Here is a 25,235-nt window from a genome sequence, read left to right as displayed (position 1 = left end):
TTATCACCCAAGGATGGGGCTTGAAGGATTGGGGGTAACCTGCGCCATTTATCCGCGCTTTTATACCACTGCTAACAGCAGGCATCATCGTGCTCATAATGGCGGGGCTGTCGACTAGTTCTGCCTCTTCTTGGGGATGTTCTACGGGGTGCGGTGGGTTGGGTGCGCCAAAACACCCTCAGAGGTTTGTTTGAGTTATTGAGCTGCTATCAGTGCAACATGGTAGTTGATTGATACGCAACACAAATCCTAAGCAGCAGTAGTCCGAGAGTATTCATGTTCCATAAATTATTTCTCACTAACTGCTCCTTGGCTAACTATAGGTTTCTTTTTGAGGGTGGGGGGTACATATATTCTGGTACATTTTTAAATCTCGACAAAAATAGCTAAGTGTAACGTATATAATGTAGTTCTGGGAGCTGGCTTTTGTACAATGTAGCTGAGCTGTAAACCCTGTATTGGGAATAGCAGAAATGTATTTGCTGGGCTTAACCGCTCAGCCTGCGATGTGGTTCAGTATTTATTTGAAATCTAATTGTCTCCACGCTTCATATAAAACAACAGCAACTGCATTGGAAAGATTCAAACTTCGATTATTTTCTCGCATGGGTATGTAAAGCGACTTGTATTGATTTACCATTTCCCGAGGCAAGCCACGAGATTCAGGTCCGAATAGAAGCATATCTTCCGGAGTATATTGAACGCTGCTATAGCTTGTGTTTGCGTGGGTGCTAAGGGTATAAATAGTTTTGTTCTGATGTTGCTGAATAAATGCATCCCAATTTTCATATTCAATGATCGAGGCCCATTCATGATAGTCCAAGCCCGCACGCCTTAATGCTTTCTCTTCCAGGGAAAATCCAAGAGGGTGAATTAAATGCAATTTTGCTCCGGTATTGGCACATAGGCGAATAATATTCCCTGTATTTGGGGGGATTTCAGGTTGGTAAAGAACAATATGAAACATAAGTTTTATGAACGGCTAATTAATTGAAAGCATCAATAATAAAGCCTCGGGTTGGGATTAATCAAATAAAAGATTTATATTTAAAAAATTGGTTACATCTTTCCTGGGTTGGCAATATTGGGCACAATTAATTCTTTTTTGGAAAGACGTGAATGCCAAATAAAGATGCTCATGACTCCCCGCTAATATTTACAGATAGAACAGTCTTTTTTCGAATTGTCCTGTTAATAAAGCATTATGTAAAATCGTTGTGGTTCCCAGATTAAATTTTTTCACCACATGAAAATCAGTTTTTGCTTCCAGTAACGTCGGCCATCAAATGGCCTAATAGGTATTGTTCAGTAAAGTCTTTAGCGCCAATAACAATAATGTTTTTGGGAATGCATGAAGAGATTAGCGGCTGGGCGACAATGAAAAATAAGGTTCCTGTAATGATACTTACTAAAAGCAGTTTCGTTTTTTTAAAACGCAGGGTTAAACGATGTCTGCTTGATAATACCTATATAAATAAGTTGTAAATGATATGTGTATTTAACATCCAGGTCAAAAATGGCTCAATTTAACTAAAGTATACTTTTGTTTCTTATGAGAAATGTTTCAAGGCAGGTGTTAAATTTGATTTTAAAATAGAACCGACCGAGTTGGATCTTTATTTAAATGTAACCAAAACAGCTAATTAAAAAATCCGTAACTTTGATTATGCCACGCTGCATCAAGGCTACGGATTTTTTAATTAGGGAATGTCTGGATGTTATTTTATTCTAGGTTGAGCTTATCTATGCCAAGTGCTGCCGTGCCGTACTGTTTTGCAACTGCCATTGTAACAGGCTTTATGAACTGAAGTTTTGTGGCATGTATTGCCCACACAATTAGCATGATTTCTATTGGTGACCCACGCCGCAAAGCTGGTAGAGGTAAAACTAATGATCACTAGGCCTAATACAACTTTTTTCATATGGGACATGAACATAGAATTGCTCCTTGATTAAATTTTATATCCTCAAAATGAGTATAGTTGAACTTTGTATTTCTGCTTGTTTTTGAACATTAAGGCTATTATTTTCTCATTTGAGATGTATTTATTGAGTTAAGTCAATTATGTAGCTTGGCAATCGCGCTCAAAAGTGAGAATTAAGACAGGGCCTTTGCTTAAGAGGCCTGCTCAATTGAGCAGGCTTACTTATCGGATAATTTACTAATTCAACCCTTGTTTAGGAGGAGATGGTTGCTCATTCTCATCAGCTGGCTCTTTTTTTGTATTAAAAAATCCTGGATTTAATCTTGACCCAATTGTGTCATGAAATACCTCCTGAACAAAGTGACTTCCACCTAAAATTCCCTTATACCCGCTCCAAGTACCACCTATGGTGGATAAAATCACTGCCGTGGTAATAAACGCACTAATACTTTCTGCGAATGCAGGGGCTACTGCAAATAGAAGCAAAGGAGTTGCTGACAAACCAACATAGATAGATAAGGCTAAACTAAAAGATAAGATTGCTGCATTAATCGAGTAAGCTCGCTTTTCGCCGGTAAGAATTGTCCGCATAAGCCCGGAAAATGTTTTTTCTTCAGTTAAATTGCCATCAGGATTATATTGTATTTTATTTACCTGATAAAATTTAAAATTATGTGATATTTTATAGGCATCTTGGTAAAAATTAATGAACTCCTGCTTGTTGTTAAACAAATAGGCACCGATATTTGGATCCATATAGCGGATAGAATTATCTTCCCGAACTGACAAATAAGTAGCATGTGCCATATTTCGACTTTGTAGCGTAACCATAAGGTCACTGCCCTTATTTTGTGCTGCTGTTGCCCAAAGCTGCTCGGCTTGTTGTTGTAAATCTGGGCAAAAAATTCGGCGAGTGAGTCTTTGCCGCGTAATGTTGTGCTCTTCATTAAACTGATTATTTTGATAATTGTGAATCTGTCGATTCAACGGAATACGCGTTATCTTTTTTTCCCCATAAGGAGTCAAATTGGGATCAACCATTGCGTAGGTGTAACCAAAACAATTCCCATCATCAAGGCCTGCGCGAAAATCCAATTGTTGTTGCACGGAGGCACAGTGGTATTCACGATAGTTTTTAAGATAGGTTTCGTGATTTACTGGCATACCATACATTCGCATCTGGAGAGTCGGGTGCATCATGTCACGCATTTGTCTTAGATCTTGGCGAATAAATGTTAAATAAGAAGGCAATTCCTTATACTTCTCCTCATAATCGTTTATCAATTTAAATTCATTATCAGTTTTTGTTTTATTAAAATTATCAAGAGTTTCCCTTTCTATTAAACTTGTTCGCAGCTGTTGCGCTAGCTCTTTTTCTTCTTTGAGTTTTTTCAAATACTTTTCGGTGAATAGCCAGCTAAGCGATTGTTCAACTCGTTCTATTTTTTGAATTTCTTTATCTAATCTATTGATGCAAGTATGTAAGCTCATATTAATCAATAATGAAGTGGGAGTATCTAAAGAATAACACAAAAAATACACAATGTTTAATTATTTGTCATCTCGTTTTTTTGATGATAAAAATGTAAATACTTAAACAATAATAAAAATTAGCGAGCTCTTGTCTGGTCATGACCAATATTGAGTTCAGGTATGGTTTGATGCCTTAAATAGTACATGGTTTGTAGACGGCTGAATAGAGCGGCTTGCCCCTTAACGCTCCCCTCTGGGTCAAGCCGCTCTAATTCGAAGGTATTATTTGCCAAGATAAACTTAGGCTAATTGAAAGAGGCAGGCCCGTTATTAAAACAAGCTCTCTTCGACAGGTGCCATTGGCCCTTGATCATTAGTAGCATTGTAAACCAGTGCGGGATCTTCCTCGGCAGGAATTTCCTTCTGACGGAAATACTCAATAATACCATTAGGCTGATTTGGTCTAGCTAATAAACCACTGCTTGGATCAATGCGTACCGCAACGACATCTTCAGGTTGCTTCATGTCATGCTCAGGCTTGCCTTTGAGTGCTACTTTCATGAAGTCAATCCACAAGGGTAGGGCAAGACTCGCTGCATATTCATGTAATGATTTTGGATTATCGAAACCTATCCATGAGGTAACAACTAAATCACCATTAAATCCAGCAAACCACGCATCTACTTGATCGTTTGTCGTACCTGTTTTACCGGCAATATCTTGGCGATTAAGTGATCTTGCCGCTCTTGCTGTGCCGTGTTGAATTACATCTTTTAGGGCAGAAGTCATTAGATAAGCAATGTCTGCAGGAATTACCCTTGGCGCTAAGGCCGAATGATCAACACTGGTATCGCATTGAGAGCAGGCAACAGAGGGTTTCGCTTGCAACAGAACTTTACCATCTTTATCGGTAATGTGATCGATAAGATAAGGCTCTACTTTATAACCACCGTTGGCAAACACAGCATAGGCAGCGGTTAAATCCATAGGGCTAATTGACAAACTTCCCAAGGCAAGAGACAAGCCTCTTGGCAATGTTTTCTTGTTAAAGCCAAAACGAGCCAGGAAGTCGATTGAATAATTAATACCAATATCATCCAGAATACGAATAGATACCAGGTTTTTCGACTGAACTAAGGCTTGTTTTAAGCGAGTTGGTCCATTGAATTTTAAATTAACATTATGCGGACGCCATAAATTAGGCTGACTTGGATCATCAACAACAATCGGCGCATCGTTAATTAAGGTAGCCAAGCTATAACCATTATTTAATGCTGCTGCATAAACAAAGGGTTTGAAGCTGGAGCCAGGCTGTCTGCTTGATTGAGTAGCCCGGTTAAATTTACTTTTTTGGAAGTTAAATCCACCAACTAATACTTCAATAGCGCCATTGTTAGGATTTAAGGCGACCATGGCTGATTCAGCTTCAGGTATTTGTGCTAATTCCCAATGCTCTTTGGTTGAATGCACATAGACTATGTCACCTACAGCAACAACGTGCATGGCTTTAGTTGGGGCTTTACCCATCCAGCCACTTTTAAGCGCAGGTCTTGCCCAAGACAAACCTGACCAAGGGATAATTACGGTATGTCCATTTTGTAAGGTTACAGTCGCTGCACGGTCATGAACTTCAGTAACTACGGCTGGAACCAAATGGTTTAGCGCAGGGTATTTTTCCAAGTTCTTTTGAATTGCACGTAACGACTTGCTATCTTGTTCACCAATAGTGGCAATCGGACCGCGATAACCATGACGATGATCGTAGGCGAGCAGATTTTTTTCTACAACCTGGTTTGCGGTATTTTGTAGATTACCGTCAATGCTGGTGTACACCTTGTAGCCTTTGGTGTAGGCATCTGGACCGAAGTTATCGTATAAAGATTGGCGAATCATTTCAGCAACATAGGGTGCGCTGACTTTAATGTCAGTGCCATGATATTTTGCTGTGATTGGCTGGTTAATCGCATCTTGGTATTGCTCTTCAGTGATGTACTTTTCTTCTAGAAGGCGTTCTAATACGTGGTCGCGGCGCTTTTTAGCAGCGAGTGGATTCGCGATAGGATTTTGTGTTGATGGTGCCTGAGGAAGCCCTGCAAGCATTGCCAACTCAGCTAGATTAAGTTCTTTTAGGGTCTTGCCATAATAAACCATAGCTGCCGCACCAACACCGTAAGCGCGGTTACCTAAATAAATACGATTCAGATAGAGTTCCAGGATTTTTTCTTTGCTGAGTTCGCGGTCTATTTTTATAGCCAACATGATTTCATTGAATTTACGTAAAAAGGTTTTTTTACGTGACAGGAAAAAGTTCCGTGCTACCTGCATGGTAATGGTACTTCCACCTTGAGATTTGGTTCCCGTGCGAACCATACGTACTGCGGCGCGTCCTAATCCCATGATGTCAACGCCAGGATGTTCAAAAAAGCGTTGATCTTCCGTTGCAACCAGTGCATGGATTAGTGTTTGCGGTATTTCCTCATAAGTTACAGGAATACGTTTTTTCTCACCATACTCTTGAATCAATAAACCTTCTTTACTGAAAATCTGCAACGGAACTTGTAACTGGACTGTTTTCAATGAGTCTACATTGGGGAGCTGGCTTTCCAGGTAGAGGTATACGAAGCTACCTGCAACTAATAAAAGGAAAAACAGGCTCATTAGCGCCCATAGACCTTTACGCCAGAAATATGCCATTTTTTTCATAGAGTCATGTTGTTTAAAATGAAATTAGGGGTGTATTATACCGTGATTCCTCATAAGATTGCGAGTTTTGTACAAAAAAGAGCAGAATTTTGCAATTAGATTAGATTTGTTTAGAGAATGTAGCCCGTATTAAGCTACGTTAATACGGGCTACATATGGTGATTTAATTTAAAGATCGAACGTTGATGAGGTTTCTGGATCGTTCGTTGATCTATTCTGTGGTCTTCCTATTGTTCTATTAATACCATAGATTAGATTTGGGTACTGGTATTGGCCGGTGAAGAACTGAGATGTAACCCCTGTAGGATTGCCTCGTTTTGTTCTTTCCTCTTTGATGGTTTTTAATTCCTGCTGCAATTTTTCATTTTCTGCGGCCTGCTTAGAAATTCTAGTCTCGGATTCTTTTAACGCATCTTCTTTTTCTTTTAGTTTTTCTTCTAAAGTCTTAAGTTGACCACTCAAGTTGTTATGTTCTTCGCCATATTGTTTTTTCAACTCATCGATGATTGCTTTATGCTGGGCCGCCATCAGTGCATGTTGATGACCTTCGCAGATGCGTTCTGCAACAATTCTGATTTCACTCGCGGTGGATAGCTCTGTAAGATTAAATCGATCTAATAACTCCACTTTAACGAGATCCCCAGAATTACATAAAGGAGAACTTTTTAGCATACCAAATATATTGCCAACCCGTTTAGAGTCAATCATGCCATGTAGGCCTAATTTAATTGGTGTTGGCTCATTGAGTCTTTTAATACGGGCTTCATAAACGTTTTCTTTCTGAGTGCTTAATAGGCCTTTAAAGTCTGTAAGTAACATCGTGATTTTGTTTTTATAGTCATCTAATTCGCTATTTGTTGACTCATCATCAGCTTCTAAAAAAGGAGTTGTTCGTAGAGATAATTCTCTAAGTATTTTTATTTCATCTTTGATAAATGTAAGTAAATCAATGCGCTTATAGTCTGCGTATTGTTTTGTACATTCTACATTTAATTTTGCAAATTCCTGGTCAGAGCCTTCTGATTGCAATAGTTTCATTGCATATTCACGAGCAGTTTTTTTCACTGCATTTGTTTCGGTTTCCTTAATGCAAACATTGATTCCTTGGCTGTCGTGATAACGAATTAAAATCGTTGCCAGCGAGGTAATTAAATCATTTAATGAATGTGCCATATAACTCTTCCTCCATAAAAAATGTGAAATTCCATGACAGATTGATTCTTCACTATATTAAATGTTTTCTTGGAGTTCAAGACGTTTGGAGCGTAAAAAAAAATATTCAATTTGTTATAAAGTTACGTTACTATTCGCGTCTGGATTTATGGAGTTTTTGTGATGCATAGGCTACTCAATGGAATACGAGGCCTGCATAACATGGTTCAACCTAAGCGTAATTCAATTATAGGACTGGATATAACCTCAACAGCGATAATTATGTTGGCGCTGTCTGAGAGTGATGGAGTATTGTGCGTCGAACTTTACGGGCGCGAATTCTTATCGTCTAATGCTTTGGAAGCCATTGATGCAGTCCCCTATACAATAAAACAACTGGTTCATCAGTTGCAACCTAATTGCAAGCAGGTCGCTTTGGCGCTTCCTGATGCTGCGATTATTAGTAAAATAATCCAGATCAATGCTTATTTAAGTGATACCGAAATTGAGGAATTCGTTTACCTCGAAGCAGATAAATACATTCCTTACCCTATAAGTGAAATCTATCTTGATTTCGCAATTATGGGACCGTCAACAAACAATCCCTCTTTAGTTGATGTACTCATTGTTGCCTCACGTGCTGAACAGGTAATGGAGCAGGTTGCCTTGGTAAATAAGGCGGGTTTGCAAGTACAGAGTGTCGATGTTGCTTCTTATGCTGTTGCACGGGCAACACAACAATTGAGCCGTGATTTACCTGCTGGCATGCTCGATAAAACAATTGCTGTTATTGAGCTTAATGCACAGTGTATACACTTGTTTGTGCTACAGAACCTGGAGCTGATTTATTCCAGAGAAACACAATTGGCCAGTACGCAATTACCTACTGATCTAGATACTCTTAAAGAATATCTGGCACTACAAATCAAACATACGTTGCACTTTTTTTATTCGGTGAATCAAGGACCCAAAGTAATGCATAGCCTATTAGCCGGTGGTTTAGCACAGGTGCCTGGGTTAGTACTAATGGTGCAGAAACAGATTGGAATCACAACAACTATTGCGAATCCATTTTCGCGTATGGTTCTTGGAGAAGGGGTTGATGGGAATGCACTTTATCGTGATGCTCCAGAATTGATGGTTGCCTGCGGATTAGCTCTAAGGAATATAGCTTAACATCATGGTCCAAATTAACTTATTACCTTGGCGTGAACACAAACGTCAGCAAGAAAAAAAAGCGTTTATCAGACGATTAATTTTTGGCTGCGTACTCGCATTATTAACGACAGTTTCAGTTAATTATCACGTAGTGAACTTAACAACTAATCAACACATCAGAAATGAAATGTTGCGACAGGAGCTTTCTGTTTGCGAGGGAGCGATAAACGAGCTAAAAATTTTACAACAGACACGGGCTAGGCTTTTATCGCAAATTTCTGCGGTACACCAGTTACTCTCAAGGCGGATGCTGATTGTGCATTTATTTGATGAACTAACCTGGGTTGTCCCGACAGGTATTTATCTGCGTAAAATAGAGGAAAAAGACAATGTGATTTCTTTATTGGGCTATGCCAAGTCCAATATTTATGTTTCTTGGGTCTTGCAAAATATGGAGCACAATGAATGGATTCAGCGCCCCATCCTACAGGTTGTTAAACAAGTAGAAGATAAGCAGCAGTCTATAAGTAATCGTTTTAAATTAACATTCATTCTTGAGCCTATTCATTCAGTTGGAACACCATCATGAGCCGTATTTCCTTGCATGAGTTAACTTTAGAAACAATGGGGCAGTGGCCAAAATCAGTAAAAACAGGCTTCTTGTTAGGTCTGTGTGCCTTAATTATCATTTTGGGATATTGCTTGGTAATCCATGACAATCTTGCGAATTTCACTAATTTACAAGCTCAAGAAATTGCTTTGAAAGCAGATTTTGAAACCAAGCAACGCCTGGTGGTTAATTTAGATGCTTACCGACATCAGCTACTGAAGCTTAAGGAGCAGTTTACTTCTTTGATTAAGTACTTGCCTGCAGAAAATGAACTTTATGGTTTATTGGAAGAGATCTCGAAAACAGGGATGGTTTCTGGTCTTAAGTTTCTCTTATTTGCACCTCAAGCTGAAGAGGTGCACGGGTTTTATACTATGTTGCCAATAAAAATTTCTATTGAAGGGGATTATTTTCAATTAGCGTCATTTTTAAGTCGAATAGCAAGCATGGACCGTATTGTTACTTTTCATGATTTTAGTATTAAAGGGGGGCTGTCACACTGTAATCAACCCGTTTGTGATGAGGTGTTGGTGATGAATGTTACCGCTAAAATATACCGTTACCGTACTCAATAAATGACTCATAAGCTGCAAATTTCACTCTGTATATTTTCTTTATCATTGGTAGCCTGTTCCAATGATAATCATGATTTAGTGCAGTATATTCGGCAGGTGAAACACCAAAAGCAAAGCGCTGTCCCCGCCAATCCTCTATTTAAAAAAGAGCCACTTTTTAAATTTCCTAATACGATGAAGCGACGCAGCCCATTTAAACCAATTGGTTTGCAAAAGTTAAACTTACCGCCAGGAACAAAGCGCTTAGAGGCGTATCCTTTGCATTCGTTAAAATTAGTCGGGGTTTTATTGCAAGGATCACGACGCTTAGGGTTAATTGCAGGCCCTGACGCGGTGATTACGCAAGTGCATGTTGGTGATTATCTAGGAAAAGATGGGGGGCGTATTGTAGCTATTAGCATCGATGAAATCAGCTTGGCGGAAACAATCAAGAGCAGTTCTGGATTCTGGGAGAAGCATAAAACCACGTTGAAACTGCATACAGAAAAACAGGAGTAACGGTGCAAAAGATTATCGTGTTCATCAGTTTAATAGCTGCTAGCGTTACTGCGGTATTTGCGCAGAATGGTTTACATCCACCAAGGTTAACTGGCCGACCTGTTGTACTACCACAACTTCAGGAAGCTAACAAAAACTTTATTGCTGGCAAACCTATTTCACTTAATTTTCAAAACATCAGTGTTCGTGCCGTTTTGCAGATCATTGCTGAGTTCACTCATTTGAACATCGTGGTGAGTAAGCGAGTGCACGGGAATATTACTTTGAGTTTAAATGATATCCCTTGGGAGCAAGCCTTGGATGTTATTTTAACAACGCATGGTTTGGAGATGCGCAGGGTAAATAATGTTATCTTGATTGATACCAAAGCCCCGAGAGTTAAGCTTGGATCCTCACCCATTAAAAAGCGACAACGCACGGAGCTTGTTCGCTCCGAACTACTACAAATTAATTATGCTAAAGCAGTCGATATAGCCGCTTTGGTGAAAGACAGTCAAAACTCCGTACTTTCTGAACAGGGCAAGATTAGTGCTGATGTGCGCACTAATTCTATTTGGATTCAGGATAGTGTTGATAAAATTGCCGCAGTTCGCAAGTTAGTGAACCAGTTGGATGTGCCGGTCAAACAAGTTTTAATTGAGGCTCGTATTGTTGAAGTATCCAAGGATTTTTCTCGAGATTTAGGAATACGCTGGGGTGTTTCCAAACCAGGTAGGCTTAGTGGTACTTTAGCTGGTGTGAATCAAATGGGGCAGGGCATTCCACCTGCGGATGTTAATCCCTATTCGCAACGATTAAATTTGGATTTGGTTGCTCTACCTATTGCAGGGATGAATCCTGCTTCTGTCGGCATAGCGCTTGCAAAACTTAGTGACAACATCTTACTTGATTTGGAGCTTTCTGCTTTGGAAAGCGAGGGGCGTGCTGAATTAATTTCCAGCCCAAGATTGATTGCGACGAATCAACAACCGGCTGTAATTAATTCAGGCCAAGAAATTCCTTACCAGGAAGCTATGGCTAGTGGCGCTACCTCCGTGTCTTTTAAAAAAGCGGTTTTGAGTTTAAAAGTGACACCACAAATTACTCCAGACAGTAAAATTTTGATGGAATTAAAAATTAATCAAGATACTGCATCAACACAACTCTTCAATGGCGTTCCTGCTATACTTACAAAGGAAATTAAGACAAATGTGCTAGTAAGTAATGGCCAAACTGTTGTCCTTGGTGGTATTTATCAGCAGGACAAGAGTAAGACAATCACGAGAATACCTTTTTTAGGGCAGCTGCCTGTTGTTGGGAATTTATTTCGAAATACGCAAGTCTCATTGAAAAATGATGAGTTGCTTATTTTCATTACACCGAAAATAATAAATTCATTGGTTAATACGCCCTCAAAAAAGTAAGATTTGGATAAGGACGCTCATTTAGTCTTTGGTGGAGGATGGGAGGGGTGTCTAACTTGTAAATTTAGGCGTAAAATCGATATAAAAAATAGTATTATTTGTTATATCCAACTCATATTAAATAATTTTATGGGTTTTTGTCCTGTATTTGTGTAGAATATTCAACGTAGTTTTAGGAATAGTTGATAATTCTCTTACAAATAGCACAGTAAATGACTGCAGATAGTAGGATTTATTGTTATAATGACATGTTTAATTTATGACATCACAGCAGAAAGAGGTATGTAATAAAAAATGAGCATAGTTAAAGTACGAAATATTTTTCTGATTGGGCCTATGGGTGCTGGAAAGAGCACAATTGGTCGTGCTTTGGCAAAGGAGCTCAAATTAGAATTTTTTGATTCAGACGAGGTCATTGAGGAGCGCGCTGGCGCAGATATATCTTGGATCTTTGATATTGAAGGCGAAGAAGGATTTAGACGCCGTGAACAAAAAGTTATTGATGAGTTAACGCAAAAGACCAATATCGTTTTAGCCACTGGTGGTGGGGTTGTAATTACGCCTGAAAATAGAAACGCACTTGCTGGACGAGGGACTGTTATTTACCTCAAAACATCATTACAGCAACAATTTGAGCGAACTAAGCGTGATACCAAACGCCCCTTGTTGCAAACGAATGACCTTGAGGGACGATTAGAGTCATTAAGAGATGAGCGTGAGCCATTCTACGATGAGTTAGCCGACGTAAGTTTTGAAACAGATAAATTAACAGTTAAAGCGGTCGCAAATAATATAATAAAATATATTTATGGCGAATTTTAAGGCTTATGAACAGGTTGATGTTTCATTAACCGGGCATTGTTATTCTATTAGTATCTGTCGCGATGGTTTGGACTGCACTGATTGGTTGCGAACCTTCGTGAAGTCTCCGCAAGCTCTTATTGTCACGAATTACACTGTTGCGCCACTTTATTTAAGTTACATACAATCTGCATTGAGCGGGATTCAATGTGATGTAGTTATCTTGGAAGATGGGGAACAGCATAAAAATCAACATAGTTTGTTTACAATTTATGATGTATTAATTCAAAACAAACATCATCGCGATACCACCATTATCGCCCTGGGAGGGGGAGTAATTGGTGATATGGCCGGTTTTGCTGCTGCAACCTATCAACGTGGAGTTGGCTTTATTCAAATACCAACTACTTTATTAGCTCAGGTTGATGCTTCGGTTGGCGGAAAAACAGCAATTAATCATCCTCAAGGTAAAAACTTAATTGGCAGCTTTTATCAGCCGCAGGCTGTGTTAATTGATACAGCCACTTTAGATACCTTACCTGAACGAGAGTTTCGCGCAGGTGTTGCGGAGATAATTAAATATGGCTTGCTTGCTGGCGGGGATTTTTTAGCACAATTAACTCAAGCATTAAAACAGGGTTTAACTGCGAAGAGTCCAGAGTTGCCAAAGCTTATTGCTGCATGTTGTCAAATTAAAGCCTGGTTTGTTGAAACGGATGAAAAAGAAAGAGGGCAGCGTGCTTTATTAAATCTTGGTCATACTTTTGCCCATGCCTTGGAGGCTTGCACTCAGTATCAGCAATGGTTGCATGGCGAGGCCGTCGCTATCGGTTTATACTGTGCTGCGGTCTTATCTCATAAGCTCGGTTTGATTAATGAGCAGCTAGTTAATTCTGTTGAACAGATGTTACGTGATGCGGGATTACCTCATAAAATTCCAGCGTCTATTGATTTGTACAAATTAAGAGAGCTGATGAGTTTAGATAAAAAAATTAAAAATAATTGTTTGCGTTTTGTGCTGATTAGAAATCCAGGAGATTGTTATCTGGAAGAACAGGTAACAGAAGATAGTTTATATGATACGCTGAGTGTTGCAGTTGAAGGAGAGTAAAAATGAGGGATGGATTGTTTCAGTCTGAGTTAGCAGCTGTGATACAACCTAGAACATTGTTAAAGCCAGATTCTTGGTTGTCAAAGATTGAGTTCATTAATCATTTGATTCTTTTTAACAATACGCTGATTACCGTATTGTCTGAAAAAGCGGGGGGCAAAACTTCATTTGCTTCGTTACTGCAAGAACATTTAGATCCGCAAATAAATCCACTATTAATCACCATAAAAGCACCCTACAATCGCGAAGACATCATTAGCAGTATCGCTGAGCAATTTCATTTGAAGCAGGATGAGCATACAGATATGTCCTCATTAGTAGCGCAAATTAATGAGCGTAGAGCCCATGTTTTGTTGCTGATTGATGATGCGCAACATTTACCGGAAGTCTTTATTAAAGAAGTTATGCTCGCGATAAAAAACCAGGAAGATTTTAATTTTTTTCATCTGGGTTTATTATCTGATTATTCAATTGTCGCTGCATTAAATAGTTTCTCAGCATCATTCTTTAATGGTTTAGTGCATACCATTGAGTTAGGCACATTAACTGAAGCGGAGACAAGAACTTATGTACTTGAACGGGCAACCGCTTCTCGTTTGATTACCAAACCATTGTCCGAAGCTCAGCTGAAAAAAATTTATCAGCTCACTAAGGGAAATGTAACCAAGATCAATTCAAATCTGGAATCATTCATTTTTAACTTTGCCAATAAGAAAGAACTCTCGACCCTTGATACGGTGAAAAAATTCGGCATTCCAGTCGGGAGTGCAGTTCTTTCAACGCTTTGTTGTTTATTTATTGCGAAGGCCTTTAATCAAGAGCCTCCCACCAATCAAGTAACCGCTGCAATTACTAAGCCCTCGGTGCAGCAAACAGCCTTAGTCAGTCAAATTCCTTCATGGCAAGATTCAGCTACGCGGGAATTGGTTGTGCATACTTTAGCCGTAAATCAAAATTTAGATTTGATTAGCAAAGAAGCAAATGGAGCCACAATCGCCCTTGTAGAACAGGCGCAAAGGGATGCTAGGATTGAACAGGACAAAGCTGCAATTACACAGGCTTTGCAAGAAAAATTATATACAATTCAATTGGTTGCCAGCACTGATAAAATTGATATGAAACGCTATATCAAAAGCAATAAACTACTCTACTCTACAGCAAAGTTAAACCATTACACAGAACATAATGTTATTTGGTATGTACTTACGATTGGGGAATACAGCAATATGACTGATGCGCAGGAATCTATTAAGAAATTGCCCCCGTCTTTGAAGCGGCTTAATCCTTGGGTACGACCTCTCGCTACCCTGGGTTAGCTAGAATCCACAGCCGTTAAATATAGGTTAGGCTCATGGACCCAATCTACAATTTGTAAAAGCACTGAAATCAAGTCATTAACGATCATTAAATGACTTAATGAGTTTTTCTGCTTCATTTTTTTACTATCCAAAGGAATTCGTTCATCATTCAATAAAATATATAACTCTTCTAAGGACTTTTTACCTTGAAAAAATAGTTCTGACCTAATGAATTTCAAATAATCAACTATTAATTATGACTGTTTCTTTTCCATAAAAGATAGACTGCCGGAATAACAACTAGAGTGAGCATGGTCGCACTCACCATCCCTCCAACCATTGGAGCTGCAATACGACGCATGATTTCAGAACCCGTGCCACCAAATAACATAATCGGCAATAACCCTCCAATAATGGCAGTTACCGTCATTATTTTGGGTCTTAACCGTAGTAATGCACCTTCAATGACTGCATTATTGATATCTTCATGGGTCAAGGAACGTTTTTCTTTCTGTGCTTGTTGCTGTTGTTTCATTAACGCGTGATTGAGAAACACGAGCATAATTACGCCAGTTTCGGCAGAAACACCTGCCAAGGCAATAAATCCTACTCCCACAGCAACCGATAAGTGGTACCCTAGTAAATACAGCAGTACAATGCCGCCAACAAGAGCAAGAGGTAACGTTGCTAAGATGATGATCGGCTCGCCAAGTTTTCGGAAATTTAAATACAGCAAGAAAAAAATAATGGCAAGCGTTAAGGGTACAACCATCTTTAAACGATCTTTTGCACGCTGATAATACTCATACTGACCTGACCAGGTAAGCGAATAACCAGCTGGCAATTTCACTCGTTGCAGCACTTTCATTTGTGCTTCATTAACGTAAGAGCCTAAATCTCGTCCAGCAATATCTACATAGACCCACCCATTAAGTCTGGCATTTTCGCTGCGAATCATATCGGGTCCTTCCGTAACTATAACACGTGCTACTTCACTTAAAGGAATGGTCGCGCCTGATGAGGTGATAATTGGAAGCAAACGTAATTTTTCTAATGAATCACGAATTTCACGTGGGTAGCGTAAATTGACAGGATATCGTTCTCGTCCTTCAATTGTTTGAGTGACATTCATTCCACCTACAGCTGTTTCAATAATAGTTTGAATATCAATGATATTTAATCCGTAGCGCGCTGCTTTTAATCGGTTGATATCAATGGTGATATAGCGACTACTAGCAACTCGCTCTGCAAAAACAGAAACCGTACCCGGCACTTGTTTAAGGACTGTTTCAATTTGCTGACCAATCGATTGAATAACGCTTAAATCGGGTCCCGCGATTTTAATGCCTACAGGGGTTTTAATACCGGTGGCTAACATATCAATGCGTGTACGAATAGGCATTACCCAGGCATTAGAAAGCCCAGGTAATTTCAGACGTGTCTCTAGTTTTTCACGCAATTTTTCTACTGTCATGCCTGGTCGCCATTCGTTCTTTGGTTTAAATTGAATAGTCGTTTCGAGCATAGATAGTGGTGCCGGATCGGTGGCTGTTTCAGCACGTCCAATTTTACCAAATACCGTGTTGACTTCGGGAACCGTCGCAATCAATTTGTCCGTTTGTTGCAAGATTTGTTGGGCTTTTCCTGCAGAAATGCCAGGAAAAGTAGTTGGCATATAGAGAAGATCCCCTTCATCCAATTCGGGCATAAACTCGCCGCCAAGGTATGAAAGAGGTAAAAAACCAATAACTACTACTAATCCTGCGATGGCGATTACAACTTTAGGTGCTCTCAAAACCATATCAAGGACTGGTCGATACAGGGCTAGTAATATTCTATTTAATGGGTTTTTATGCTCTGGCTTTATTTTACCGCGAATAAAATATCCCATTAGCACGGGTACCAGTGTAATAGAAAGACCGGCGGCAGCCGCCATCGCATAGGTTTTGGTATACGCCAATGGCGCAAACATTCGACCTTCCTGGGCTTGTAAAGTAAATATGGGTAAAAAACTAAAGGTAATGATAAGTAAGGAGAAGAACAAAGCAGGCCCCACTTCAAGTGTTGCTTTCTCTATAATCTGCCAACGATTTTTGTTAGTGACGACAGTGTGTTCTAAATGTTTATGTACGTTTTCAATCATTACAATCGCTGCATCCACCATTGCCCCTATAGCAATTGCAATGCCTCCTAAGGACATGATATTGGCATTAATGCCTTGCAGATGCATAATGATAAGTGCCACTAAAATACCCAGGGGCAAACTGATGACAATCACTAGCGATGAACGAAAGTGATATAAAAAGGCAAGACAAATCAACGAAACTAAAATAAATTCTTCTGTTAATTTATCGAGCAGGGTATTAATCGCTCGTTTGATTAAACTCGACCGATCATACGTAGGAATAATTTGCACGCCCTTTGGTAAACTTTTCTGTAGTTGTGCCAACTTTGCTTTTACATCAGCAATTGTTTGCATGGCATTTTGGCCAAAGCGCATTACAATGATGCCACCTACTACTTCACCTTCACCATTTAATTCTGCAATACCGCGCCTTATCTGCGGCCCTAATTGTACAGTCGCTATCTCTTTCAACAAAATAGGAACACCGTTTTTACCTAATCCAACAGGTACTTGGGCAATATCTTCTATGGATTGCAAATAACCTTTTGCTCTTATTATGTATTCTGCTTCGGCCATTTCGATCGATGAACCACCAGCTTCACGATTAGCGCCAACAATAGTTTGTTTGATTTGTTCAGGCGTAAAGCCATAGGCACGCAAGAGATCAGGATCTAATGTGATTTGATATTGCTTGACCATACCACCTACAGTCGCCACTTCAGCAACGCCAGGTATTTTTTGCAATTCAAATTTCAGAATCCAGTTTTGCAAACTGGTTAATTGTGCTAAATCATGGTGTCCAGTTTTATCTATCAAGGAGTATTCATACACCCATCCTACTCCAGTTGCATCAGGCCCTAATGCCATTTGTGCGCCTGGTGGCAAACGGTTGGTAATTTGACTTAAGTATTCCAGTACCCGCGAACGTGCCCAATAAAGATCAACGCCATCTTTAAAAATGATATAGACATAGGAGACGCCAAAATCTGATTCACCACGCACTGTAACTGCACCAGGAACTGCTAGCATGGCAGTTGTTAAGGGGTATGTAACTTGATCTTCAACGACTTGTGGCGCTTGCCCGGGGAAGTCTGTTTTAACGATGACTTGCACATCTGACAAATCAGGAATGGCATCAACTGTTGTATTTTTTACTGCGTAAATACCCCAGAACAGTAACATTAAGGTTGCCAATAAAACCAAAAAACGATTTTGTAATGACCATCGAATGATGCTTGCAATCATAAACCGTCCTTTGCCTTTTTATTGGCTTTTGGTGATGGAGTTTGCAACCGTTCTAAACCCGCTTTTAAATTCACTTCTGAATCCAGGAGAAATTGCCCGGAAATAACGACTTGCTCTCCGACTGAAAGTCCGGAGAGAATTTCTACACGTTCTCCTGATTCAATGCCGGTTGTGACGACACGGCTTTGAAAACGTCCTTGACCAACGGTTACAATAACCCGGTCACCTTCACTGCTACGAATTAACGCTTCCAGAGGAATACTAAGCACATTCTGTTTTTGTTCTGCCAATAGAATAATAGTGGCATACATATTTGGCTTTAATAGGCCATCAGGATTATTAAAACAAAATCTCACTTTCAGTGTACGGGTTTTAGGATCAACTTCGGGATAGATATAATCCACTTTACCTTTCCATGTTTTTTCGGGGAATGCAGTTAACCGTGCTTCAGCCAACTCTCCTGTTTTAACCCAATTCGCCTGGTCTTCAAAAACTTGCGCCATCATCCAAACACTGGATAAGTCAACGATACTCATCATTTCAGTTTCTGACGTGACATACATGCCTTCACGCACATTTAACATGGTTACCACACCATTTTGATGCGGATAAATATCAATTAAATGACTGGATTTCCGCGTTGTTTTTAATTGTTCAATTTGTTGTTCTGAAATGTGATAGTTTTGTAATTTTTTGTAAGACGCATCAATTAACGTTTGGTTTTTGCTCTCTAAAGCGATGAGATATTCTTCCTGAGCATTGACCAATGTTGGCGAATAAAGTTGTAAAACAACTTGACCATTTTTAACCACATCACCTACGGCTTTCACAAAAAGTTTTTTTATCCAACCATTGGCATAAGTATGGATATGACTAATATTGTTTTCGTTAGGTTGGACATAGCCTACCGTTTCAATAGGTCTTGCAAATGAACCTTTTATGACAGGTGCTGTTCGCACACCTAAATTATTGACTACCGTAGGTGAAATACGAACAGTTGATTGCGCTCCGTCTTGAATATCGTCAGAATAAACAGGTATTAATTTCATATTCATGCGTGATAGCCCCGGTTTCGAATAGTGGATAGTCGGTTCCATGGAATCAATCCAATAAATTGGTTTTTTATCAGTCTGCGATTGCTCATCCATTTTGACAAAATGACCTGTGTAACGCCCCAAAATTACACCCAAAACAAGTACTAAACACACAAGCAGTAAAGGATGTTTCTTCATTTAGCGATTCCTTCTAAATACAATAACGTCACGCGGGACTTGGCACGTTCAACTTGTAATTGTATACGCTCAAGTTGAATAGTGAGCTCACTGCTATAGGCTCGCAACACAATGGTTAACTCCGCGGTCGTGTTTTGATAAGCCATTAAAGATGCTTTAGCATTTTGTCTAGCCTCAGGAATTAGTTGCATTTTGTATACATTTTCACGCCTCGACAAACTATTCCAAATGGTGTATTGCGAGGTTAGTACTTGCAATAAGTCTCGATAATGGATTTGTTGGTCTAGTTTTGTGGCTAACAGCCGGTCATAGCTAGCACTTAATTGCCTGTCTTGACGATTAGTAGTAAAAACGGGCAAATCAATAGTAACTTGGGCGCCAACAAAATCAGAACGAGACATGCCATCAGCAAAACGTCCTTGGCGTTTAGCATAGCCAATATTTAAAAGAAAACCTGGTTTATATTGTTCTTTAGCATAAGCAGCTTCACTATGAGCTGCAGCAATCGTTGCTGCATCAATACTTAATACAGGATGTTGTTGTAGGCGGATTTGTAACTGCTTAAGTGGCAGTGGATCTCGCCACCGAGGTAGTGAAAGCGCTAAAAGGCGATGGCTTTGCTCCATGCCTATCCATCTGTCTAACTGGGCACGTAAAACATTAATTTGTTGTTGAATCTGAATCATTTGATCATTTAATTTCGATAGTTCTAGTTGTGCCTGAAGAACATCCGATTGATTGATTTTTCCTGTTTGATACAGCGATTGTGTAACCTTAAGTAAATTTTTATAGAGGGTTCGATTGGCCTGCAAAACTTTCAAAGCCTTTGTCCAATAATACAACTCTAACCAAGTTTCTCTTACAGTACGTACTAAAGTTAAAGCCTTTTCTTCGGCTTTTCGTTTTTCACCAAGCGCTAAAGCCTGCCCTTGTTTTAATTTCATTGATAAAGAGTGGCCTCGGGCAAATGTTTGTTGTAGACCAATTTGCTCCATGGTCATATCATCTTGAGTGAAACTAAAAGAGTTAGTAGGCACATTTGTAGCAGCAACTACTAATTGAGGATCGGCTAATTGGCCATCGGCAATTGCCTGTTGTTGCCATGCTGAGCTTGCTGCATGAAAGCGTTGTAATTCAGGCGAGGTACTCAAAGCAAGCGACTCTGCTTCAGATAAGGTCAGCGCCTTTCCCTGGTAGGTAGCCAATACAGGGTGACACCAGGCTAAAGAAAAAATTACGAAAAGCAGTTTAATGAAACGACTCGTTTTCATGTTATTAAGCCCATTAAAGATCCTCAAAATGATACGTCCCATGAATTTGGATGTGTTTAAACATCAATGCCGATATTTTCTGTAAATGCTCACTGGGGATAACGTGTCCTTCGGCCCGAAGCTTATCAACGATTTTTTGGATATGATGTGTATTCCATATCAAAACCGTATTGGACACCAGGCTTAACCAACTGGCCTTGTTCATTATTTCTTCATAATCGCTGGTTTTAAAGACGCCTCTATTCAGTAAAAATAATTTCTTGGCTAAGTGGTGCCTGGATTCTCCTTGATTGAGGTGTAAGTGTACCGTATAGCGAAGCTCTTGATCGGCAATATAACGAAGAATGTAGATGGTTTTGATGATGCGGCCAAAAGCACGGATTGCTTTGGACACGTTATCTGTCCGATTGGCCAATTTCTGGATAATCACATGCGCTGGAGCCAGTCCATTTTTTAATGAGGCAACAATACGGACAATTTGATCCCAATTTTCACGAGCAAGCTCGATGTCTGCCGTGCCACTGAACACATCGTCCAAATCACCGTAACTCATGGCCTTATCGATTTTATAAATATTTTGATCTGCCAAATCCTTAAACTGTATAAGCGACAAATTTTTAACGGCCTCTTGGGAAAAAGCTGGCCTTATAAAGTCACTTGCGGGTTTTAGTTTCCCTTTGTTTTTGGTCGCCACCCTGACGCGCTCAGCGGATACTTCATTTTTTGGTTTTCGGTTAATGTCCAGTAAAATCCTTTTGTACATGTTCATCAAATAATCAAGGATGTTTTTTACTGTTTCATACAGAAAATAAATAATGATTGCCTCACGTTTTAATGTTGAGGAGATCTCGCGTAGCTGAGCAACATCATAATAGCGTCCCTTTTTGGCGAGTGCGGCAATAACATCAGGATGTATGGCGGACAGATCGCATTCCAAAATACCTATCGTTTGGATTTGCTCAAAATACGCAAGGTATTCATTCATTATGGTACTGTTAGCATTCGCGGGCGACTTTTTAAGTTCAGTAAGACGGCTATAGGAGCCTTTATGCTCAGGCGTTATCAAGTCTTGTAATAACGCGCGCTTTTCGTCTGGAAGTGAATAGGCAATATCACGGTGGAAGCACTCAATGGCTTGATTCACCTTTTTGCTGCTAATGATTTTATTACTTTTTGCAATGCACGGATTGATAGGGGTGCGCCTGATTTATTAGTAAATAGATAATCTTCCTGGCCAATACCATCCTTTGTTTGAAGGTAGGATGATATTGCTCTGCGTCCGGTCGCATTCAATGGAACATCTCGGTGCTTTCTACCTTTACCATCCACAACAGACACAGAGCCTGAGCGGTCGCGAATGGTAATATTCCTTAGTTGTAATGATGTGACCTCTCCTATGCGCAAGCCTGCTTGTAGCAATAGCTGCACAAGCGCATAATTTCTTTTATCTAATCCATGGCTGGATTTACCTGCCGCGGTAAGAAGTACATGAACGTCAACTTTATTGAGTGCTTCGGGCTTGGTTGGCGACATTTTTCGTGCAAAATTGATTGTTTCAGAAGGATTGGACTGAATTAAGCCAGCTTGTTTAGCCCATTGATAAAAGTCTTCCATCCATAAGAGAAAATAATTCAAGTCATAGAGATAGCCTTTAATGGATGAAGCTGATAAATCTTGTTTAATTAAAGATAATTTAAATTGTTCTGAGAGTAATTTATTGTCGTCCATATCAATACGTCTTTTATTGTATGCCCTACCACCCCTTTAGTTAACCTATCACTTTGGGGCATACAATACAATCGTAATTGCTTATTTAGGTCGTGCAATACGGATTGCACGTACCAAATTGAGGCTTCTGTTTGGTGTTGTCGCAAGAAAACATATAAAATATGGATTGTCAAAAAGACCTTATATAACAATGGGTAATTTCACTAACTGAGTTTTTTGTAATTGTCTTCCCCCACCCCCATCTGTAGCCTCAAAATAAATCGGCGTATGTCCGTTATATATTGCGGAGAACTGTTGTTGATTAACCGGGGGGCTATAGCGTAGCTGCTTTTAAGAAAGCTTACATCGAATGCAGAATTAGGCATTGGGTACATTATTAATGTATGTTTGATTTAATTTTAAACCAAAAGGGCAAAAAAAGGTTTTGCCTGTATTTTAATTCTTTGGGGTGCTGTAATAGAGCAGAGGAGCGGGTTACTCTAATGAGCGACGAAGGATCTCTTAAATTGGCAGAGATCCCTCACTGGGTTCGGGATGACGTTTCTAGGCCTTACTTCGATTTAATTTGCTCAATACGCTCATTTGCAGCCTGATATATTTTCTTAAAGCGGGTAAAAAAATCTTCTATATCCAGGTCTTTTAATGAGTGTTCGGTAATACCATGGGGAGTAGTCACTCCGGCTCGTAATTCAGCAAAAGAATAGTTCGACTGTTTGGCTAAGACTGCCGCGCCACTTACTACATCAATAGCTATTTTTTCTGCCAACTCTTCAGGAATATTTTGACTGGCAGCCGCTTTTTGTAGTGCTTCCATGAACAAGAATACATAGGCTGGGGCACTGCCAATGGCGGTAGTTAGTGGATCTAAAAGCTGTTCTTTATCAACCCAGAATACAGAACCTACGGCGTTAAAGAGCGCCTCAGTTATTTTTTTATGAACGTCTGTGGCAGATGAGTTGGCAAAAAGGGCAGAGGTGCCCTTGCCAAACTCCATAGGCGTATTGGCCATAACTCGGATGATACTTAAATCAGTGATTCCAAGCCATTGGGAAATCTGTTCTATTTCCGTTACTCCTGCTAATGAAATAATGAGAGGTTTTTCCATTTTTACTTTAGCGGCAATTTCTTGACATACATCCTGCATAAATTGAGGTTTTACAGCCAAGATGAGTATTTCAGCGGCATCGATTGCGTCGTTATTGCTTGCTGCGGGTACAATATTCAACTCGTTCACCAAGCGCTTTAATTTATCTTGAGTACGATTACTGACCGTAATTGATTGAGCGGGATAGCCACTTTTGATAAGTCCGCATAACAACGCGCGGCCAAGATGGCCCGCGCCAATGAGGGAAATAGATTTTTGCTTGTTCATGTTTCTACCTAGGAGTATTGTTTAAATATTTTCTTAGCGCTTTCAACACCTGGCTGATCAAATGAATTAATGTTCCAGATTACTCCTTGCACAAAAATCTTATGTTCATACAAGGCAATGAGAGCACCAAGTGTTTTAGGAGAAGAATCGGTTAAGGAAATATGATTTACAGGAACTTTCCCATGCACATAGTTGTAAGGATTATCTTCTGTAGCAACTCCTTCAGTGAGTACTTTGCGATGGCCAAGGCACATTTTGTTAATAGGTTCCTGATCAAAGATTTTAACACTGATTAAATCGGCAGTAATTTTGCGTGTTCCCTGACACAGTAATTGATAATAACTATGCTGGGCATGATTGCCTGGGCCGCCCCAAATAATAGGGCCTGTATCGTAACTAACTCGCTGCCCTTGCTTATTCACTGATTTTCCATTGCTTTCCATATCCAGTTGTTGTAGATAGGGAACTAAGTATTTTAAATCTTCAGAGTAAGTCAGCATTAATAAATTATTATTATTTAAAAAGTTGATATTCCAAATACCTAATAAGGCTAAAAGAACAGGCAGGTTTTTGGAAAACTCAGTATTTCTGAAATGTTGATCCATACAGTTCGCACCATCAAGCAGAGCAGAAAAATGCTCATAGCCTATAGCAATACAGGTAATTAAATTAATGGATGAGCATACCGAGTAACGACCACCAACCCAATCCCAAATCGGAAGAATGTGCTTAAAGCCCAGCTCACAGGCTTTTTCTACATTGGCGGTGACGGCAATAAAATGTTTATCTACATGCTGGTCTTGATTCATCCACGCCAAAGCTTTTTCCATGTTATACAGCGTTTCAGGGGTAGTGAATGATTTTGAGGAGACAATGAACAGAGTTGTCTCTGGATTTAATTTGGCGCTGACGCGTGCAAAGGCATTTGGATCAACTTCCGCGACAAAATGAAAATTCAATTGATTCGTGACGTAATCGCTAAGGGCATCGATGCAAAAGAAGGGGCCGAGCATGGAGCCGCCAATTCCTAAATTAACTACATCGGTAATGGGTTTCCCCGTATAACCCAACCATTTTCCTTCTCTAATCTGTGTGGAAATCGCTTTCATTTTCTGACGTACGTTCGTGACCTCAGAAACTACATTATTGCCATTAACATAAATGGCATCCTGCTCCTGAGCGCGCAAGGCTGTATGTAAGGCAGGGCGGTTTTCGGTATTATTAATGTGTTCGCCTTCAAGTAGGGCATGCATATGCTCAGATAATTTGCTTTCATGAGCAAGTTCAAGTAGTAGGTTTAATATTGATTCATTAATTGGCTGTCCGCTGTAATCCAGAATGAGGTGTTCGCTTGCTAAATATGCGTTTTTTAGCAAGGATGATTTGGGTAAATTAGTGGCGCATCTTTTAAGCTTTTTCCATGAATTTAGTTCAGTTGGGCGATTCATTCTTTCTCTCTCGTTGTTATATGTTGCCGAAGGCGACGGGGAACAGCCCCTAGTTCTACCTGGGTTTCGATGTTAATCTATCCACGTTAACTACAAATGCTATAGAT

19 protein-coding genes and 1 pseudogene are annotated in these 25,235 nt (G+C 39.7%); 8 read left to right on the top strand and 12 right to left on the bottom strand.

Going from position 1 to position 25,235, the window contains the following annotated elements; all coding sequences use genetic code 11:
- Positions 1-520: 520 nt before the first annotated feature.
- The 4 genes from trmL to ACQY7T_RS13210 all read right to left on the bottom strand — a co-directional run bounded on the left by trmL (position 521) and on the right by ACQY7T_RS13210 (position 7,274).
- Positions 521-967 (bottom strand): tRNA (uridine(34)/cytosine(34)/5-carboxymethylaminomethyluridine(34)-2'-O)-methyltransferase TrmL, encoded by a 447-nt coding sequence (gene trmL, locus ACQY7T_RS13225; RefSeq protein WP_428413994.1) that lies wholly within the window; start codon positions 965-967, stop codon positions 521-523.
- Positions 968-2,162: 1,195 nt separating this feature from the next.
- A complete protein-coding gene (locus ACQY7T_RS13220) occupies positions 2,163-3,416 on the bottom strand; it encodes a hypothetical protein (RefSeq protein ID WP_428413993.1) in 1,254 nt (417 codons plus the stop codon).
- Between the two features lie 312 nt (positions 3,417-3,728).
- Complete coding sequence (locus tag ACQY7T_RS13215; RefSeq protein ID WP_428413992.1) at positions 3,729-6,101, bottom strand: penicillin-binding protein 1A; 2,373 nt, start codon at positions 6,099-6,101, stop codon at positions 3,729-3,731.
- A gap of 168 nt (positions 6,102-6,269) precedes the next feature.
- Positions 6,270-7,274, bottom strand: a complete 1,005-nt coding sequence (locus ACQY7T_RS13210) for a hypothetical protein (RefSeq protein WP_428413991.1) — start codon at positions 7,272-7,274, stop codon at positions 6,270-6,272.
- 162 nt (positions 7,275-7,436) lie between these two features.
- Here ACQY7T_RS13210 and pilM point away from each other — a divergent pair, with 162 nt between their 5' ends.
- The 8 genes and pseudogenes from pilM to ACQY7T_RS13170 all read left to right on the top strand — a co-directional run bounded on the left by pilM (position 7,437) and on the right by ACQY7T_RS13170 (position 14,725).
- Positions 7,437-8,429 carry a type IV pilus assembly protein PilM gene (pilM, locus tag ACQY7T_RS13205; RefSeq protein ID WP_428413999.1) on the top strand — a complete coding sequence of 331 codons (993 nt, stop codon included), beginning with the start codon at positions 7,437-7,439 and terminating at the stop codon, positions 8,427-8,429.
- A 4-nt stretch (positions 8,430-8,433) separates the two neighbouring features.
- Complete coding sequence (locus ACQY7T_RS13200; protein ID WP_428413989.1) at positions 8,434-9,000, top strand: PilN domain-containing protein; 567 nt, start codon at positions 8,434-8,436, stop codon at positions 8,998-9,000.
- The gene (locus tag ACQY7T_RS13195) at positions 8,997-9,596 is read left to right on the top strand and encodes a type 4a pilus biogenesis protein PilO (protein ID WP_428413988.1); all 600 of its coding nucleotides are present in this window, start codon (positions 8,997-8,999) and stop codon (positions 9,594-9,596) included. The genes ACQY7T_RS13200 and ACQY7T_RS13195 overlap by 4 nt, the downstream gene beginning before the upstream one ends.
- Entirely contained in the window at positions 9,597-10,094 is a 498-nt protein-coding gene (locus ACQY7T_RS13190) for a pilus assembly protein PilP (protein WP_428413987.1), read from the top strand.
- A 146-nt stretch (positions 10,095-10,240) separates the two neighbouring features.
- Positions 10,241-11,497 (top strand): annotated as a pseudogene (locus tag ACQY7T_RS13185) (type IV pilus secretin PilQ); the annotation flags it as partial.
- Positions 11,498-11,791: 294 nt separating this feature from the next.
- Positions 11,792-12,319: a shikimate kinase AroK gene (gene aroK, locus ACQY7T_RS13180; protein WP_428413986.1), complete on the top strand. Its 528-nt coding sequence runs from the start codon at positions 11,792-11,794 to the stop codon at positions 12,317-12,319.
- Positions 12,306-13,409 (top strand): 3-dehydroquinate synthase, encoded by a 1,104-nt coding sequence (gene aroB, locus ACQY7T_RS13175; RefSeq protein ID WP_428413985.1) that lies wholly within the window; start codon positions 12,306-12,308, stop codon positions 13,407-13,409. The genes aroK and aroB overlap by 14 nt, the downstream gene beginning before the upstream one ends.
- Before the next feature lie 2 nt (positions 13,410-13,411).
- Complete coding sequence (locus tag ACQY7T_RS13170; RefSeq protein WP_428413984.1) at positions 13,412-14,725, top strand: AAA family ATPase; 1,314 nt, start codon at positions 13,412-13,414, stop codon at positions 14,723-14,725.
- Here ACQY7T_RS13170 and ACQY7T_RS13165 read toward each other — a convergent pair.
- From ACQY7T_RS13165 to pgi, 8 genes are all read right to left on the bottom strand, one after another.
- Positions 14,722-14,946, bottom strand: a complete 225-nt coding sequence (locus ACQY7T_RS13165) for a hypothetical protein (protein WP_428413983.1) — start codon at positions 14,944-14,946, stop codon at positions 14,722-14,724. The two genes, ACQY7T_RS13170 and ACQY7T_RS13165, sit on opposite strands and share 4 nt — an antisense overlap.
- A gap of 11 nt (positions 14,947-14,957) precedes the next feature.
- Positions 14,958-18,077, bottom strand: a complete 3,120-nt coding sequence (locus ACQY7T_RS13160) for an efflux RND transporter permease subunit (protein WP_428413982.1) — start codon at positions 18,075-18,077, stop codon at positions 14,958-14,960.
- Positions 18,074-19,309 carry an efflux RND transporter periplasmic adaptor subunit gene (locus ACQY7T_RS13155; RefSeq protein ID WP_428413981.1) on the bottom strand — a complete coding sequence of 412 codons (1,236 nt, stop codon included), beginning with the start codon at positions 19,307-19,309 and terminating at the stop codon, positions 18,074-18,076. Before ACQY7T_RS13155 ends, ACQY7T_RS13160 begins: the two co-directional genes overlap by 4 nt.
- Complete coding sequence (locus ACQY7T_RS13150; RefSeq protein WP_428413979.1) at positions 19,306-20,580, bottom strand: TolC family protein; 1,275 nt, start codon at positions 20,578-20,580, stop codon at positions 19,306-19,308. Before ACQY7T_RS13150 ends, ACQY7T_RS13155 begins: the two co-directional genes overlap by 4 nt.
- Before the next feature lie 13 nt (positions 20,581-20,593).
- Positions 20,594-21,724, bottom strand: a complete 1,131-nt coding sequence (locus ACQY7T_RS13145) for a Tn3 family transposase (protein WP_428413977.1) — start codon at positions 21,722-21,724, stop codon at positions 20,594-20,596.
- On the bottom strand, positions 21,721-22,308 hold the full coding sequence (locus ACQY7T_RS13140) for a tyrosine-type recombinase/integrase (RefSeq protein ID WP_428413976.1): 588 nt from the start codon (positions 22,306-22,308) through the stop codon (positions 21,721-21,723). Before ACQY7T_RS13140 ends, ACQY7T_RS13145 begins: the two co-directional genes overlap by 4 nt.
- A 550-nt stretch (positions 22,309-22,858) precedes the next feature.
- Positions 22,859-23,680: a pyrroline-5-carboxylate reductase gene (gene proC, locus ACQY7T_RS13135; RefSeq protein ID WP_428413975.1), complete on the bottom strand. Its 822-nt coding sequence runs from the start codon at positions 23,678-23,680 to the stop codon at positions 22,859-22,861.
- A gap of 8 nt (positions 23,681-23,688) precedes the next feature.
- Positions 23,689-25,128 (bottom strand): glucose-6-phosphate isomerase, encoded by a 1,440-nt coding sequence (pgi, locus tag ACQY7T_RS13130; protein ID WP_428413974.1) that lies wholly within the window; start codon positions 25,126-25,128, stop codon positions 23,689-23,691.
- Positions 25,129-25,235: the final 107 nt, after the last annotated feature.

The organism is Legionella sp., assembly GCF_965140895.1.
Taxonomy (GTDB): Bacteria; Pseudomonadota; Gammaproteobacteria; order Legionellales; family Legionellaceae; genus Legionella.
This window is presented reverse-complemented; position numbering and strand designations above follow the sequence as displayed.

Bases quoted from the DNA above. Each gene is read 5' to 3' on its own strand.
- pilM (WP_428413999.1), top strand. From the start codon at position 7,437: ATGCATAGGCTACTCAATGGAATACGAGGCCTGCATAACATGGTTCAA.
- trmL (WP_428413994.1), bottom strand. From the start codon at position 967: ATGTTTCATATTGTTCTTTACCAACCTGAAATCCCCCCAAATACAGGG.
- proC (WP_428413975.1), bottom strand. From the start codon at position 23,680: ATGAACAAGCAAAAATCTATTTCCCTCATTGGCGCGGGCCATCTTGGC.
- aroK (WP_428413986.1), top strand. From the start codon at position 11,792: ATGAGCATAGTTAAAGTACGAAATATTTTTCTGATTGGGCCTATGGGT.
- ACQY7T_RS13210 (WP_428413991.1), bottom strand. From the start codon at position 7,274: ATGGCACATTCATTAAATGATTTAATTACCTCGCTGGCAACGATTTTA.
- ACQY7T_RS13160 (WP_428413982.1), bottom strand. From the start codon at position 18,077: ATGATTGCAAGCATCATTCGATGGTCATTACAAAATCGTTTTTTGGTT.
- ACQY7T_RS13190 (WP_428413987.1), top strand. From the start codon at position 9,597: ATGACTCATAAGCTGCAAATTTCACTCTGTATATTTTCTTTATCATTG.
- ACQY7T_RS13195 (WP_428413988.1), top strand. From the start codon at position 8,997: ATGAGCCGTATTTCCTTGCATGAGTTAACTTTAGAAACAATGGGGCAG.
- ACQY7T_RS13150 (WP_428413979.1), bottom strand. From the start codon at position 20,580: ATGAAAACGAGTCGTTTCATTAAACTGCTTTTCGTAATTTTTTCTTTA.
- pgi (WP_428413974.1), bottom strand. From the start codon at position 25,128: ATGAATCGCCCAACTGAACTAAATTCATGGAAAAAGCTTAAAAGATGC.
- ACQY7T_RS13140 (WP_428413976.1), bottom strand. From the start codon at position 22,308: ATGGACGACAATAAATTACTCTCAGAACAATTTAAATTATCTTTAATT.
- ACQY7T_RS13200 (WP_428413989.1), top strand. From the start codon at position 8,434: ATGGTCCAAATTAACTTATTACCTTGGCGTGAACACAAACGTCAGCAA.
- ACQY7T_RS13220 (WP_428413993.1), bottom strand. From the start codon at position 3,416: ATGAGCTTACATACTTGCATCAATAGATTAGATAAAGAAATTCAAAAA.
- aroB (WP_428413985.1), top strand. From the start codon at position 12,306: ATGGCGAATTTTAAGGCTTATGAACAGGTTGATGTTTCATTAACCGGG.
- ACQY7T_RS13155 (WP_428413981.1), bottom strand. From the start codon at position 19,309: ATGAAGAAACATCCTTTACTGCTTGTGTGTTTAGTACTTGTTTTGGGT.
- ACQY7T_RS13215 (WP_428413992.1), bottom strand. From the start codon at position 6,101: ATGAAAAAAATGGCATATTTCTGGCGTAAAGGTCTATGGGCGCTAATG.
- ACQY7T_RS13170 (WP_428413984.1), top strand. From the start codon at position 13,412: ATGAGGGATGGATTGTTTCAGTCTGAGTTAGCAGCTGTGATACAACCT.